This is a genomic window from Bacillus sp. AL-1R (assembly GCF_052180195.1).
In the GTDB taxonomy this organism is placed as follows: domain Bacteria; phylum Bacillota; class Bacilli; order Bacillales; family Bacillaceae_G; genus Gottfriedia.
The window spans coordinates 1,153,176-1,168,463 of the sequence record NZ_CP197469.1 but is presented as its reverse complement, the minus strand read 5'-3'; the positions used below and the strand labels follow the sequence as shown (position 1 = coordinate 1,168,463).

The following is a 15,288-nucleotide window of genomic DNA, read 5'->3' as shown; positions in this document are numbered from 1 at the left end:
CTTCTAGCTTTTTATTAAACTACGTTTTTGTTCTACTAATGGCATAACCTGCTTAGAAAAGCGTTCCATCTCTTCTAGTTGAGGTGAAAATTGTAATAATAATAAGTCTAAGCCAGCTTCTTCATATTGTAAAATTCGATCTGCAATTTGCTCAGGTGTTCCTACTAGATTTGGTCTAAGACCACGATTAGAAACAGAGTAATCTTGCAATTGGATTTGTTGTTCTAATTGTGATTTTGTCGTGAAGTCTTTAAATCCAGCATAACCACTTGAATCTTTCACAGTCGTAATTTTCTCTAGTTCAGCCAAAGCTTCTTCTCCTGTATCTCTACAAATAACATACGCGGCCATACCGAAAGAACTTAATGGTGCATTGCCAGTTTGTTCACGACGTACCTTCATATCTGCTATTTTCTGTTTAATTTCTTCAACTGTTCCCCCGTGCATAACATATGCGTCACATTTTTCAACAATTGTTTGCTTCCCTTTTTCACTTTCCCCACCTGCATACAGAATCGGGTTTGGTCTTTGAACAGGTTTTGGAGCAAGCTTCGTGTCTTTTAAATCGTAATATTTACCAGAATAATTGAATGTTTCTTCTGTCCATAGCCCTTTAAGTACGTCAATAAACTCATCTGTACGAGCATAACGCTCATCATGTTCTGTAAAAATACCGCCATATTGTCGAGCTTCCTCTGCCCACCAGGCTGATACAACATTAAGTGTAAAACGACCGTTACTGATATGATCAATGTTTGCAGCCATTTTTGCTGCTACTGCTGGATTATGGAAACCTGGACGAATTGCAGTCATAATTTCGATTTTTTCCGTCACAGCAGCTAATGCCGCTGCTGTTGACCACGCTTCAAGGGAATCGCTCTCTGGTCCTTTAATATCGTTTAAATATAACTCAGCAATTAAAGTAGTTGAGAAACCCCATTTTTCAGCCGACTGAATGACTTCCTTTGCATAATCAAAAGTAGGTGGCATATTTTCATCTTCTACATTACGTAACCAGCCCCCAAAAATCGGTAACCAAAATCCATATTTCACTATTAATCTCTCCTCTATTATACTACAGTTTTCCAATAGATTAAGTTGGATTTATAATTAAAAACTCTTTCTCTAAACTAAAGACTATTAATTATTTTCGTTCAAGCATCCACTTAGGTTTTCCGAATCCATTAAATTGCTCATCAATTGTTTTTTCAAAATCGCTAGATTCTACAGCTGCTTTAATGTCTTTTGCAAAAGTTGAGTCCGCGTCTTTTGTGTTAACAACAACTCTATTTCGATAAAGATCTGGCATATTTTCAAGTGCCAATGCATCAGATAATTTCATTTTTGCTGCAAGTGCAAAGTTACCTGGTACAAGTGATACATCTACACTTTGTACTGCTCTTGGTAGTTGTGCTGCTTCAATTGGTTTGAATTGAAGTTTTTTCGGATTATCCTTTATGTCCTTTTCAGATGCTGTTAAAGGATCAACTTTTGGATCAATTTTAATTAATTTCGAATCCTCTAAAACACCTAATGCTCTTGCAAGGTTTACAGGATCATTAGGGATTGCTATTGTTGCGCCATCAGCAATTTTATCAACAGACTTAAACTTATTCGAAAAAACACCCATCGGTGCTGTTGGTACTACGATCAACTCAGACAACTTCAAATTATGCTCTTTTGCAAAATTCTCCATATAAATTTTATGTTGGAATAGGTTAGCATCTAAATTACCATTTCCTAATGCGATATTTGGTTGAATATAATCACTAAACTCAACAACCTTTACTTTATAACCTTTCTTTTCAAGAATAGGCTTAATTGCATTTGAAACCATGTCACTATATGGTCCAGAAGTCGCACCAATTGTGATGTTCTTCTTATCCGTATTATTTTTTGATGAAGTTTTATCTGTCTTGCCACATGCTGCAAAAAGGTTTATAGACAATAGAAAGACTAAAGCAAGTAGTAATTTTTTCATTTGAATGATCCTCCAAATCAGAAATAGTATGTACTTAACGCTTATCTACTTTTCGGGCAATTAGATCACCTGCAAGTTGAATTAGCTGAACTAAACAAATTAACACAACAATTGTTGTTAACATGACAGTATTATCGTATCGATAGTAACCAAAGCGAATGGCAAGGTCTCCTATCCCCCCACCGCCGATAATACCAGCCATAGCAGAATATCCAATTAAACTAATCGTCGTAAGTGTAATCCCTTGAATAATACTTGGACGAGCTTCAGATAGTAATACATCTTTTATAATCATCCAAGGTGTTGCTCCTACCGCTACTGCGGCTTCGATGATCCCTTTATTTGTTTCTCTTAGAGATGTTTCTACGATTCTAGCAAAAAACGGAATCCCAGCAACAGATAAAGATACACTAGCAGCCGTTGGACCAATTGTACTTCCTGTTAGAAAATTCGTAATTGGTAAAAGTGCGACTAGCAAAATAATAAATGGGATGGAACGAACCATATTCACAATAAATCCTAAAATAGATTTAAGTCCTCTATTTTCTAAAAATAAATCTTTATCTGTAACAAATAAAAGAATGCCAAGTGGGAGTCCAATAATGATGGCAACTGCAAGAGCAATCAGCACCATATATATCGTTTCAAAAAATGCTTTATCTAAATCAGGCAGTAACGTTAATAGCGATTCGATCACCTAAAATCACCTCCAAGTTGTTTGTTCGATCTTGAATATACGCAATTGCTTTTAATACTTCTGCTTGTTCTCCTGAAATCTCCATTATAAAAATTCCGAGTGGAGTTTCTTGAATATACTCAATTTTCCCATGAAGAATATTCCCTTTTACCTTAAATTGTTGAAGCATATCAGACACAACGGATTCTTCCGCTACATTTCCTTTGAACGTTATTTTGATTACTGTTCCCTTGCTGTTTTTTAGCAAATGTTCAGGTAGTTCAAATTGTAAAATCGTGTTAATAAAGTCCTTTGTTAAAGCCTCTTTTGGTTTTGCGAATATATCGTATACTGGGCCAATTTCAATTATTCTGCCATCTTGCATTACAGCAATTCGGTCACAGACATCTTTTACAACATCCATTTCATGTGTAATAAGAACAATCGTTAATCCTAGTTCTTTGTTTATTTTTCTAAGTAATTGTAGGATCGATTTTGTTGTGCTTGGGTCAAGCGCTGATGTTGCTTCATCACAAAGAAGTACATGCGGTTCATTTGCTAGTGCTCGAGCAATCCCGACACGCTGCTTTTGACCACCACTAAGCTGGGAAGGATAAACATCCCTTTTATCAGAAAGGCCAACTAATTCAAGTAATTCCAGTACCCTTTTTTCAATTTCCACCTTGGATTTGTTAGCAGCTTTTAAAGCAAATGCTATATTCTCAAACACAGTTTTAGAAGAAACTAAATAAAAGTGTTGAAAAATCATGCCAATTTTCTGACGCTCTTTCCTTAACTCTTTAGTTGAAAGTGAATTAAATTCACACCGTCAATATATACATTTCCCGAAGTAGGCTTTTCTAAAAAATTTAAACATCTTAGAAGTGAACTTTTCCCTGCTCCGCTATATCCGACTATACCGAATATTTCGCCTTTTTCAATCGTAAGAGAGACATCATGTACGCCTATAATTGTATTTTTTTTCGTTTTATACTCTTTTACTAGATGATCTACACGAATCATGAATAACCTCCTATTAGTTTTAGGTAAAAAAAAGCCTCTTTCATTCAGAAAGAGGCATCGGAAACAATTGTTTTCGACTTATCTTTCAGAATGAATTCATTCTGCAGGAAGTGGCACCGTTCCTTAAAAAGGAGGTTGCCGGACGTCATAGGGCCTGATCCCTCAGTCACTCTCGATAAGTTTGAGTTATGTAATTTCTTTAAAAGAATCATAAATCCTAGTAAACAGATTGTCAATATGCGAATTCAAACGTTTTTATTAAGATAACGCTTTCATTGTTGGATTTATTAGAAAAAATAAAATTTTAAAATTTTTTGATTACTGAATATTTAATACATCGTTCTAATTCTTTTTAATTGGATAAATTTCTTCCCCATAATCATGATTTGGAAAATATGAACTCTTAATAGGAAAATCAGTAACTAATTTCTCACCAAACAAACCATACTTTTCCCAATATCTCGTTTTAAATTCAATCAAAAAATAGATAATCTTTTAAACACTAGTCGATTTCAATTGATTTATAATTCATGTTATCTATATCTAAAAAAAAGCTAATCTAAGTTCTGTGCATTTAGCTAGTTAAAATATAAAAGGTAATGCAATCCTTTTTAATATGAGACATTGCTCATATAAATAAATAGTATAAAACAATCCAAAGGTTCCATAATAATTTTCGTACCTACCTCTTTATAAGGAGATTAGTATGAATTTATTTGAGAAGGGAAGTAAATTTATAATGGGAGTATTAAGTGGCAATCCACAAAATGAGCCTTTACATTACGGAGAAGTATACGGTCTATGGAGTCATCTATCAGCTACTAAAGCTGGTGTAGATACGTACCAAGTTTATATTAACCATACTGGTGATGAAGAGTTAAGAGCATTTTTAAAACAAGTAATTGAAAATTCAATGAAACCTGCAATAAAAGAAATTGAGGAAGTTCTTTTACATAATGATATTGCAGTTCCTCCTACTCCATCAGAACGACCAGAAGCCGATTTAGAACAAATTCCAGCAGGAGCTAGGTTTCAAGATGCTCAAATCGCTTACATGGTTGCTGCTGGAATAGCAGCTGGAGTATCGGCCGATGCTGCATTAATGAGCCAATCAATTCGTGAAGATATTGGCACTATGTTTGCTAGTTTTGGGGCAAAAAAAGCAAAAGATGGAGCGGCACTACTACAAATCATGAAAACTAAAGGTTGGTTAGTTCCACCACCTCTTCATTTTGAAACAAAACAACAACAACATTAAGAAATTTGTCCACCTATTAAATAGGTGGATTTTTTATATATGAACAGAATATATGTGAAACAAATTTCTCATAATAAGTTCAGGAGGGATTTCTATGAAACATATAAAAGCATTTGTCATTAAATTTATTGCCTGTCTTGCATTACTATATATAATTTTAGGTATCGGATACGATATGGCATTTAGAAATGTATTTCTAATAACGTTAGTTTTAGGGGTAATCGCATATATCGTTGGTGATATGTTGATCTTATCTAAAACAAATAATACAGTAGCAACAATAGCCGATGTAGGAATAGCATTCTTAATCATTTGGTATATGGGATCTAAAACATATGGTGGTAGCATGTTTACACCAGCTTTAATTTCTGCAATTGGAATAGGTTTGTTTGAAATCTTTTTTCATAAATATGTTTATAATCATGTTATTAAAAATACAGAGCATCGAGAGAATGTATCAACTGGGAATTTACGTTATCAAACAGAGGCATCAGAAGAATTGACTCCTGATATTAAAGAAGAAAAAATTAAAGAATAGCCTCATATAGTCGATTTTTCTATATATTTTTTTTCTTCGATTTTAATCAAATATAACAAGTATTTTTTATTACTAAATATCATTTGCATTAAAGAGAAACTTAAGGTTTCTCTTTTTTTATTCGTAGGTCCCCATATTAATAAATCTTCATCTTCATGAAAAATCGTGGCAGCATTGTTGATACTTTCTTGATTGTTTTCATCCATTTACCCCTTATATCTAGTTTTTGACAGTGCTTTAGTATTTAGTGGACGAATACTTTAACCACATAAGTATTGATTAAAATATTATTATTAAAACATAAGTATAAACTATTTCTTTGTCAGTTAAACTTTTGCTAAGTCATTAACATTTTAAAAACAATTACACGAATTATCAAATTGATTAATAACCGTTCATTTAATAAAAAATATGTGATATTCTTATCTATACACACTCTTTTATAAATAGGCATTTTGACCGAACTACCCAACCTATTTATAAGGAGTTTTTTCATGTTCAAAAAGGAACTTTTTCACTTTTTTTTATTGACATAAATATTGTTAATTTAGTTACCACAATAAATAGACATGACAAATATTAACGAATACTGAATAAGGAGATGTTTTTTAAGTTGTATAAAGAAGAACAACCATTTTATCTAAAAACATGGTTTCTTATACTAATGTTTTTTATGATTCCACCAGCATTTTTAATACTTCTATGGTTGAAAACACGCTCAAAAAAGCTGATAGTAGGAATGGGAGTTTTCTTTGTTTGTGTAGTTGTATCAATTACTTTTATCACAAGTAAAAATGGAAGTAACGTTTCTTCTGTTGACACTTCAGCTAAAAATGAAAACAGCTTTGAATTTAATAATTCAAATGAAGTAACATTAATAATGTCTGCAACAAAAACTTCAAAAGAACAAGCTGCAGCTATATTAAGTATTCTTAATAAAGTAGGTTTAGAAGATATTAAAAGTGTTGAGCACGATGACTTATTAGATCACTCTGATAGAAAAGGGTATAGAGTAGGAACTTCAAAGTTGAACAATGTTATCTTATACTTGAATAATCAAAAACAAATACATTCTGTTAGATTTGATGGCAATGACCTATACGTTGCTAATAAATCCAATTTAAAAAATCGTGAAATTAACGTAAGTCTACCACCGTATAATCTAAAAGGAGACGGAACAGACGAGACTAAATCCATACAAGCATTATTAAATCTTGCCAAAACTAGAGGTTCGGTTCACTTGTATTTCCCAAAAGGTGTATATTCTATGAGTGGTTATTTACGTTTATACAAAAACACGACCATTAGGATGCACCCAGAAGCTGTCATTAAGCGTCTTGGAACAGGTTATAAAGTATTTATCAATGGACAGTTGGGAAACAAATCATACGCAAATGGTTATAACGGCGAGGGAAATATTCATTTTTCTGGAGGAACAATCGATCTAAATTCTCAAGATGCTCCAGTAGGGGTAGATAAAAATATTAGTGCATTTGATTTAGGGCACGGAAAGAATATCTCTTTCACAAATTTAACAGTTAAAAACGGTCAAAATGGTCATTACTTCCAAATCTCATCTAGTGCTAATGTTCGTTTTAAAAACTGTACATTCAAAGATGTTTACCATAATTCTTCAACTAATGATATGAATTATGAAGTGATACAAATTGAAGTTGCGACTAAAAAAAGCTTTCCAACATTTGGGGGCTATGACAGGACTATATCAAGAAACATAGTTATTGATAATTGTATATTTGAAAATGTTATTCGTGCTATCGGTACCCATAGTGATGGGACATATGGAACAGGAGCAGTTATCTATTCAAAAAATGTTAGAATACAAAATTCCAAGTTTATATACTCTATTGACAACATGTTAAATTTTACTGCATTTGATAATCTAGTGATGAAAAACAACAGAATTGAATATGCAGGTGGATATGGTATATATGCTTTCCGTGTAAAAAATAGTATGATTACTGATAACATAATTATTAATACACAAAAAAAAGGAATTCTCACAAGGAATTCTACGATAACAAGATAAATAAAAAATTTCAAAAAAATAACATCCAACCTTCTCTTTCGATTGAGAATCAAAAGAGAAGGTTGAACGTACAAGGTCTTTTCGCTAGTAGCATATTATAGCCAAATAATGTGAATCTCCTTTATAAATTTATATTTATTTGATGTTGAAGAAAAATAGACATTATTCTATTTACAATACTTGTAAAAGAATATGTCTATTTTTCTTTCTTATTTATCAATAAATTGGTTAACTATTTTAAATTTTATTTTTAATTTTCATTATTTCTTTAAATGTTCTTTCTGAATTCTTTCTATCCACGTATTTGAAATATTTCTTCCTCATCTTTGCGTATTCATCTTTCTCTTTAAAATCATTATTAATATAATAATTAATATTTGATAATAATTCATTAATATCTTGAGGAGCGTCACCAAACAATTCAGTCTCTAAATCTAGATAGCTTCCTTGATATTTAGAATACTCATCTCTGTCAAATTGATAAAAGATAGTTGGTTTTTTCATATAGTAGAAATCCCAAGAAACACTTGAGTAATCTGTTATTAACAAAGAACTTTCCATCATCATTTCATTAATTTTAACTTCTCCAAATTGATGAGTTACAATATTCTTGCCACCAAAATGAAATTTATTGCTATATTCAAGAAATTTAGGATGAAGCATAAAATGAAGAGTAATATTATTTTTTTCTAGCAAGTTATTCAATTCCTTAGATTCTAATACTTCCTTATATTTCTTATAATAAGTACTATTTAAAAATTCTGCCTCAATTACTCCATCCATCCAAGATCTCCAAGTTGGCATCATAAATATTTTTCTATTCTCTTTTGTAGATTTATCTTTCAATACATCCCATCTAGCTAAACCTGTAACCATTATTTCTGAATCTTTGTAATCAAAATGTTCTTTTATTATATTTTTTTCATAGTCAGAAACTACTTCAAAAAGCATAATAGGATTGTTCTTTTTCTTTTTAAAGACATAATCTACCTTCTTTAAAGCGATAACTCCGTGTTGTAAAAATATAAGTTTCTTTTTATCTAAATTATCCTTTAATTTACCTTTTTGAATACGAATATCATAACCATGACCTTTTGATTCTGATGAAATCAATAATTTAGCTGCGTACATATAAAGCATATATTTAAAGCTCATAAAATTTAGGATATTTTTTCTCTGATGTTTAATATCTTTATAATCTATCGCATCTTTTTTGATAATATAATAAAAGTTTTCTTTCTTTTTGTTTTTATAACAGTAATTAAAAAACTGATATCCATTATCTTGGGCAGTTGACGCATTTTTTTCAAAACCTAACCAAATATCTTTTTTATCAAAATAACCCTTAAATGTCTTGTAAACATGGTATGCCAATTTTTCTTTGAAGCGATTTATTTTATTTTCATATACTTCTCTTTCTCTAAAACAAAGCGCATAAGAGTTATCGGCAGTAATGTAAGGATAAACCATAAAATTATCGGCCAAGTCAATTTCGTTCTCATTTATATTATTATCTATATGATTTTTTACAGATTTAATTGGATTTTTCACTCTAATTGGATATATTTTATCGGCTACTTTAATGTTTATAAATATATCCCAATAGAAAGGAATCAAATAATACTTAGAAGGATCAATTAATAGTAGTAACTGACAATTATTTTCCTGTTTTTCTATAGTTTCCACTGGAATCTCATATTTCATATCAATAGCCTTATTTCTAAGCATTATTGTTCCAGATTCTACAGTGTAATTCTCCACGCCAACATCTGTTAATTTAACCTTTATATCAATTAAATTATCTTTGACTTGACTTCCAATAACTTTAACATTACAATCCAACTGCTCATTACGGATTTTATTTTCTTCATTCCAAATAAGTGATATTTCATTTTTTAATGTTAAATATGGTACTGCTTCAAAACTTTTTTCTTCTGTTACCTTATTTAAAGATGAGAAATATCGAGAATACTTATTCTTTACACTACTAGAGAAGCAGCCAACTTTCCCATAAATAATTACTTCACTTTTATACAGTTCAATAAATAAATCCCATCTAGAAGATTTACTTTCTAAACTATCGATAAATTTATTAAATTCTATTTCCACTTTATTTTCTTCTTGTATGTCAAAATCTAAATCAACTCTCTCTTTAGTTCTTCGTTCTTTTAAATAAAATTTTATTTTGCATTCATCTGAATTACTAAAGTTTTCGAGGTTAAAGTTCATTTTACTTCCGATTACACTAAGTTTATTACAAGAATAATTAATATTAACAAAGTCATAACGAGTCTTGTAATATTGTTCTAAACTTGACACTTGAAATATCAATTCATTATGAACTGACCAATAGGGAATCAATACGTTGTCTCCCGCTAAACTTAATGGTTCTTTATATTTGTCACTTTTTAAAGAAATATAGTTCTTCGTATAAAAACCTATATAAGAATATGGATTAATAATTTCCCCTAATTCATCTTCCATGGCAGTGTTCTCTTGTAAGACCATGATAAATCTATAGCGATTTCCAACAATTGTATCTATATCTTTATTTATAATAATATTTGGTACAATTATTTGGTCTTCAAACAATTTAACGTCATCTATTCTTGTAAAATATCCATTGGTAATATCTTCTAAGAATAGGTATACTCTTTTATTTTTAAGGGGTGTTTGAAGCTTCAACATAATCTCATCATTATTTAGATTATATTGTTCAATAAACAGTATTTCCTTATCTCCTACTTCTCCTAATTGCTTTATGTATAACAATGGATTTGATGTAAGAGATACTTCTTGTTTTGCGTTAGTATAACAAAAGATGTTTGTATTATCAGCTAAACTACTCAATATTTCTTCATTAGTAACTAATTTTGCTTCATATAATATTTCATCTTTTAAGAAGGAAACTTCTAATACACAACTTCCCAAATCCATTAGATCCACATCAAAGGAAATCTTATATGAATTATGTTCATCTAGGATTTCTAATTCCTCAACAGGGATACGAGCATCCTTATTTTTCAATGAAAAAAATAATTCTGTATTTACATGTTCTTTTGGTAGAGTGAATTGAAGTTTATTTTTCGTCAGTAAGATATCCTTTATTGGCAATCGTATATTGTTCTTCTTATAAAATTCCTTTACTATCGTTATGTAATCGCCTTTTATTAAAGATATATCATTATCCTTTGTTATATAGAATTTAAATCCATTACTACTGTGAGTAAAATAAAAAGGCGTTGCTTTTACACTTTTAAAATCAACTTTACTATCTTTAAAATTTGGACGAAACAACCTACCCTCTTGATTTGAAATAAATAAATCATATCTGTTCAGTCCAGTCTCTATTAATTCAATTTTATTATATGGTAAAACCAATTCACTACCTTTACTTTCAAATTTAATAGGAATTCTATACTCTTGTTTATTTTTCCTATTTCTCAAAACAAAGAAATGAAACTCATCAAAATTACTTTCAACTAGTTTTATTCTTATAGAATCTTCCTTAATAAAAAATGCATCTAAGTCAATTTTTTTCATTTTCACTTTCCTTTTCATATAAAATTAGACGAATAATAATGAGTAATCTCTATGAGAACTCTATAAATAAGTAATAACTACTGAGAACATTGTTATAATTTAAAAGATTATTTGAGTCATCACCAAATGTACATATGGAAGACAACTTCCACATTATATAGCAAACGATTCATAGTCTATAATTAAGTGATTGAAAAAAGTAGTCAAGTTTTACATACTTTTTCATTTCTTTCTCCTTTAAATGTTACAATTTCTTAATATCATTCTTTTTAGTAATACTATTCCTTGACCATAAAAGCTTTATGTAAATGTCTTTGAGCTACATATAGTCTTCTTTTGCCCATAGTTTTTCAAGATTGAAAACTTACTTAAGCAACATTCTTTTCTAATATAACAGTTATGATTGTAACATAATTTTATAATCCATAAAAAATAAATCACTAACTGTTACACCTTATTCTTTATCACTACTAATCAATAACTTCTTACCTTTCCCACTAGATAAATAAATCTTTGTGAATGTCACAGCTTAAGATCCAACCAAGACAATTCTTACAATTGTAGTTAGTAATTTAAATGATTTCAAAAAAATAAAAGTGAGGCTGTCTCAAAAGGTCGTTGAATAACGACCTTTTGAGGTAGTTTTTTCATTTTTTCAATTTTTAAGGAGTTTTTATAAACTTGGAGGTTTTAGGAGAGGAATATCCAACTATTATTCTGTTATTTTTTCAGTTTTTTGGAACGAAAATGCCGAACGAAAATATTTTTTTGGGCATTTGCCTCAATTTTGGTACCATCAAGAGAATAGTCTTCAAGTTTTACAAGACCTTCTGTTCGAAGAAGATCAACAATTGAAAAGAATGTTTCATAATTTATTTCTTCTATACTTTACTACGGAATTCGGGTTGTTGTTCACCCGAAATCCATATGAAAACAATATTCTCTCTCAGTTGTTCCGCAATTTGACTAGAAGAATACCTACGATTTGAATAAGCGTAAGGATAACTTTTAATATCATTTTTGAATGATATGGCGGACAAGCACCACCCGGATGAAAAGTTTGAAAAGATAGTAGGATCCATTTGATCGAATGCAGTGTCAATAAACACGCAAGATGATTAGTAGGAATAAAACCTCAATGTCCATTGGAAAAGTCAGCTGGTTCATGTTATACTGTTTTTTTCAACTAGCTAAATCTGCTTCCATAAAACAGGAACCAATTTACATTGGTACAACCACAAATAAGATTTAAGATTTGTTAGGAGAGCTCAATTAATTTATCACTATAAATAATGTCAAAAATATCCATGCATATATAAAAGGGGGATAAAAATAAAAATGGGCAAAATCAAAGTATCAATTATTGGCTCTTGTGTTTCTAGAGAAGCATTTACTACCAATAATAATCCTGATTACAAAAAAATGTATGAAATAGGCCCTGTTTCGTTTCAGACATCTATTATAAGTTTTATTAGCAAGCAGGTAGAAAAAGGAATAATTGAATTTCCTAAAGAACTATCTGAATATAAAAAAGGTGTTTTAACTAGCGATATATACAAAAACATTAGAAACGAAATAGTTCAATATCAACCAGATTATTTAATTTTGGATCTTTATGCTGACGTGCGTTATGGTATAGTAAAAACAGGAGATACATTTATTACAAATAATCCTTCAACATTACGCAAAACAACATTCTATAAAGAAAAAAAACACGATTATCACATTCATTCAAACAATAAATTCAATGAGTTCTTTCCAATATTTAAAGAAAAGTTTGCAGAATTTATTACATGGAAAAATGAAAACTTACCAAATACTAAAATAGTTTTAAATAAATTTAGATTTACAAAAGATTATGCCAAAGGGAATAAGTTATACGAATTTGACCTTAATAAGTATCCCTATCTAGACAAGGAGAACAACAATTTCGAAGTTATAGAGAAATTCCTTGAAGAAAATTATGATTTAAGAATAATTAACAACCTTAATGTTGATTATATTGGGGATGGCCAGCATCCTTATGGTGTAAATCCGTGGCACTTAGAAAAATCATATCAAGTGAATGTTATGAACGAAATAAACAAAATCGCTCTATCTGATTTTGTAGAGAATGTTTTTATTTAAATAATAAAAATCAAAGTCAAGTCACCTTAATCAAGGTGGCTTTTTATTTTTCAAGGCAATAGAACTGGAGAGTATATCCCGAAGTAACGCGGGTATGATTGGTGCTAAATTATTCAAGCTTTTAGTAAAAACTAGACGTTACAATTATTAGCTTAAAATATTTTGTAAGGCATTTTACCTGAGATACCCTTAAATAAAAAAATGATCCTCTTCTCGAAGATCATTTTTTGCTAGTTCATGATAATAATACTTTTAAAATTTAAAACAATCCCCATACATCTAAATAATAGGCACCGAAAATAAGAAAAATAAGAATTGAAGCTACTGATAAATAAACAACCAATATCCTTGAAAACTTAAACGTCTGATTATTAATATCATTTCCCTTGATAAAATAACTGAGTGTTGAAATGATTAAAGCAAAAATTCCAACTATAATCGATGATAATCCAATAATCTTTGATAATACGCCTCCTATTTTTGCACTAGAAGCCAGAGTTGAAAAATGAAGATTAGTGATTAAAAAGCCAATTCCCATTATGGTTATACTTGTTCTAACCCAAGCAAGATAAGTTCTTTCATTTGCTAAATGCTGTTGTATATATTTAGAATCAATTGTTTCTTTCTGCTTTTCTAACGCATTATTCATATTCATACCTCTGTTTCTATATCTCTTTTGAATCAACCCTTCTTATAGGTTTACTAGCTTATTATCCTTTCTTGTTGAAATTTGTTGATCTCTGTTTCCGAAAAGGAATATTAATAGCGCTGCAATTACCATTGCAATTGACATTCCATAAATTGCGATGTTATATCCACCTGTTGCATTTGCACCATAATTTTGAATAAGTTTCCCAAAAATAATCGGAGTAATAATTCCCGATGAGGTCATTAATCCAAAATACGTTCCTGTCATAACTCCTCTTCGCTGTGGGAGTATACTAACTACAATAGCTGGACTAAGTGTGTTTATCGTAATCACAAGTGTATTTACGAAAGAAAATACGATGATAATTGAAGCAGATCCATTCATAAGTGGATACAATAAGTACAAAATTCCTGCTAGCAAAATAATAATTGCAGAAAAAAATATACGCGATTTCCATAAACTTTTTGTTTTTTTGTATAATCGATCTGAAATGATAGATAGGAACATTGCTAAAATTGCCCCGATTAATCCAGAAATAGCAATAACTGATGCTGACTGTTGTTCAGATAACCCTTTTACTTTCATTAAATATACAGGATTAAACGTAAGTCCAAAGACAATGAATGAATAAGCAATAAATGCGATTAAAGTTGTAAAGATAAAAATAGGAGATCGTAAAGCTTTCCAAGCATCTTTTCTATTATTAGCGTTTATGTTTTCCATCGTACTAACTTCTTCTTCAAACGTAACAGTTGGTTTCATTCTTCCTAACCAAAGCCAACAAATGAACCAAAAAAAGCTTAAAATACCAGAAATAAAAAATGCCTGTCGCCAACCGTAATTTACAATTAAAGAAACGATAATAGGAGCTGTAACAGAGATCCCAACAACATTTCCAAAATTAAAGATGGAGATGGCGAACCCACGTGATTCCGGCTTAAACCATTTACTTATATGACTAATTGCAGCTGCCTGAAATGCTCCTTCTCCTGCACCTAATAGTATTCTACTAATAATTAGAATTGGTAGACTTGATGCAAACAAAGCCAAAGATTGTGCGATTGTCCAAACAATTGCCATAATAGCAAGTAATTTCCCAGTACCAATTCGATCCGATAAAGAGCCACCTACTATACCAAATATTGAAAATAACCAAAAAAAGCTGCTGCTTAAAAGACCAAACTCGGTAGAGCTTACATTCAAATCCTTCATAATAGGAATTCCAGCTAAACCTAAAATTGATTTGTCAGCAAAATTAATAATAGCCATAATAAAAAGTGAAAATAAAATGATCCATTTCGCCCAACTTTTCATTCAAACTCCAGCCTCTCAACAAATCTATACTTTTTCAATAAACCAGTAATCACAACTTTGGAAAACACCTGCACAATCAAATTTTTCGAACATGGCTTGTGCAGATGCTTGTTTACATTGATTATTTTTTCT

Annotated in this window: 12 protein-coding genes, 1 pseudogene and 1 riboswitch; of the genes and pseudogenes, 4 read left to right on the top strand and 9 right to left on the bottom strand. The window is 30.5% G+C overall.

The genetic code is table 11. From position 1 onward, the window contains the following. Positions 1-3 precede the first annotated feature (3 nt). The 4 genes and pseudogenes from ACSBO6_RS05465 to ACSBO6_RS05450 form a co-directional block, all read right to left on the bottom strand. On the bottom strand, positions 4-1,053 hold the full coding sequence (locus ACSBO6_RS05465) for an LLM class flavin-dependent oxidoreductase (protein WP_498844303.1): 1,050 nt from the start codon (positions 1,051-1,053) through the stop codon (positions 4-6). Positions 1,054-1,144: 91 nt separating this feature from the next. Continuing rightward, on the bottom strand, positions 1,145-1,981 hold the full coding sequence (locus tag ACSBO6_RS05460; protein WP_098844112.1) for a MetQ/NlpA family ABC transporter substrate-binding protein: 837 nt from the start codon (positions 1,979-1,981) through the stop codon (positions 1,145-1,147). Positions 1,982-2,015: 34 nt separating this feature from the next. Then, on the bottom strand, positions 2,016-2,615 hold the full coding sequence (locus tag ACSBO6_RS05455; RefSeq protein ID WP_098844376.1) for a methionine ABC transporter permease: 600 nt from the start codon (positions 2,613-2,615) through the stop codon (positions 2,016-2,018). 31 nt (positions 2,616-2,646) lie between these two features. Then, positions 2,647-3,680: pseudogene (locus tag ACSBO6_RS05450) on the bottom strand (methionine ABC transporter ATP-binding protein). 75 nt (positions 3,681-3,755) lie between these two features. Then, a riboswitch (SAM riboswitch) is annotated at positions 3,756-3,862 on the bottom strand. 524 nt (positions 3,863-4,386) lie between these two features. Here ACSBO6_RS05450 and ACSBO6_RS05445 point away from each other — a divergent pair. Both ACSBO6_RS05445 and ACSBO6_RS05440 read left to right on the top strand, forming a co-directional pair. Beyond that, positions 4,387-4,938, top strand: a complete 552-nt coding sequence (locus tag ACSBO6_RS05445) for a DUF3231 family protein (RefSeq protein ID WP_498844302.1) — start codon at positions 4,387-4,389, stop codon at positions 4,936-4,938. 94 nt (positions 4,939-5,032) lie between these two features. Then, a complete protein-coding gene (locus ACSBO6_RS05440; protein WP_498844301.1) occupies positions 5,033-5,476 on the top strand; it encodes a YndM family protein in 444 nt (147 codons plus the stop codon). Between the two features lie 2 nt (positions 5,477-5,478). On the opposite strand, the gene ACSBO6_RS05435 is transcribed toward ACSBO6_RS05440, so the two are convergent. Then, complete coding sequence (locus ACSBO6_RS05435; RefSeq protein ID WP_498844300.1) at positions 5,479-5,682, bottom strand: hypothetical protein; 204 nt, start codon at positions 5,680-5,682, stop codon at positions 5,479-5,481. 407 nt (positions 5,683-6,089) lie between these two features. Here ACSBO6_RS05435 and ACSBO6_RS05430 point away from each other — a divergent pair, with 407 nt between their 5' ends. Beyond that, positions 6,090-7,523, top strand: coding sequence for a right-handed parallel beta-helix repeat-containing protein (locus ACSBO6_RS05430; protein ID WP_498844299.1), 1,434 nt, complete (start codon positions 6,090-6,092; stop codon positions 7,521-7,523). Between the two features lie 237 nt (positions 7,524-7,760). On the opposite strand, the gene ACSBO6_RS05425 is transcribed toward ACSBO6_RS05430, so the two are convergent. Beyond that, a complete protein-coding gene (locus tag ACSBO6_RS05425) occupies positions 7,761-11,066 on the bottom strand; it encodes a CDP-glycerol glycerophosphotransferase family protein (protein WP_498844298.1) in 3,306 nt (1,101 codons plus the stop codon). 881 nt (positions 11,067-11,947) lie between these two features. Further along, entirely contained in the window at positions 11,948-12,148 is a 201-nt protein-coding gene (locus tag ACSBO6_RS05420) for a hypothetical protein (protein ID WP_483295156.1), read from the bottom strand. A 256-nt stretch (positions 12,149-12,404) separates the two neighbouring features. On the opposite strand from ACSBO6_RS05420, the gene ACSBO6_RS05415 reads away from it, so the two are divergent. Then, complete coding sequence (locus tag ACSBO6_RS05415) at positions 12,405-13,193, top strand: DUF6270 domain-containing protein (protein WP_098844126.1); 789 nt, start codon at positions 12,405-12,407, stop codon at positions 13,191-13,193. Between the two features lie 259 nt (positions 13,194-13,452). Here the strand turns inward: ACSBO6_RS05415 and ACSBO6_RS05410 are convergent, their stop codons facing one another. Together ACSBO6_RS05410 and ACSBO6_RS05405 are read right to left on the bottom strand one after the other, a co-directional pair. After that, positions 13,453-13,842 (bottom strand): YidH family protein, encoded by a 390-nt coding sequence (locus ACSBO6_RS05410; protein ID WP_098844128.1) that lies wholly within the window; start codon positions 13,840-13,842, stop codon positions 13,453-13,455. Positions 13,843-13,884: 42 nt separating this feature from the next. After that, positions 13,885-15,156 carry an MFS transporter gene (locus ACSBO6_RS05405; RefSeq protein WP_498844297.1) on the bottom strand — a complete coding sequence of 424 codons (1,272 nt, stop codon included), beginning with the start codon at positions 15,154-15,156 and terminating at the stop codon, positions 13,885-13,887. Positions 15,157-15,288: the final 132 nt, after the last annotated feature.

Bases quoted from the DNA above. Each gene is read 5' to 3' on its own strand.
- ACSBO6_RS05460 (WP_098844112.1), bottom strand. From the start codon at position 1,981: ATGAAAAAATTACTACTTGCTTTAGTCTTTCTATTGTCTATAAACCTT.
- ACSBO6_RS05455 (WP_098844376.1), bottom strand. From the start codon at position 2,615: ATGGTGCTGATTGCTCTTGCAGTTGCCATCATTATTGGACTCCCACTT.
- ACSBO6_RS05445 (WP_498844302.1), top strand. From the start codon at position 4,387: ATGAATTTATTTGAGAAGGGAAGTAAATTTATAATGGGAGTATTAAGT.
- ACSBO6_RS05440 (WP_498844301.1), top strand. From the start codon at position 5,033: ATGAAACATATAAAAGCATTTGTCATTAAATTTATTGCCTGTCTTGCA.
- ACSBO6_RS05435 (WP_498844300.1), bottom strand. From the start codon at position 5,682: ATGGATGAAAACAATCAAGAAAGTATCAACAATGCTGCCACGATTTTT.
- ACSBO6_RS05425 (WP_498844298.1), bottom strand. From the start codon at position 11,066: ATGAAAAAAATTGACTTAGATGCATTTTTTATTAAGGAAGATTCTATA.
- ACSBO6_RS05420 (WP_483295156.1), bottom strand. From the start codon at position 12,148: ATGGATCCTACTATCTTTTCAAACTTTTCATCCGGGTGGTGCTTGTCC.
- ACSBO6_RS05415 (WP_098844126.1), top strand. From the start codon at position 12,405: ATGGGCAAAATCAAAGTATCAATTATTGGCTCTTGTGTTTCTAGAGAA.
- ACSBO6_RS05410 (WP_098844128.1), bottom strand. From the start codon at position 13,842: ATGAATAATGCGTTAGAAAAGCAGAAAGAAACAATTGATTCTAAATAT.
- ACSBO6_RS05405 (WP_498844297.1), bottom strand. From the start codon at position 15,156: ATGAAAAGTTGGGCGAAATGGATCATTTTATTTTCACTTTTTATTATG.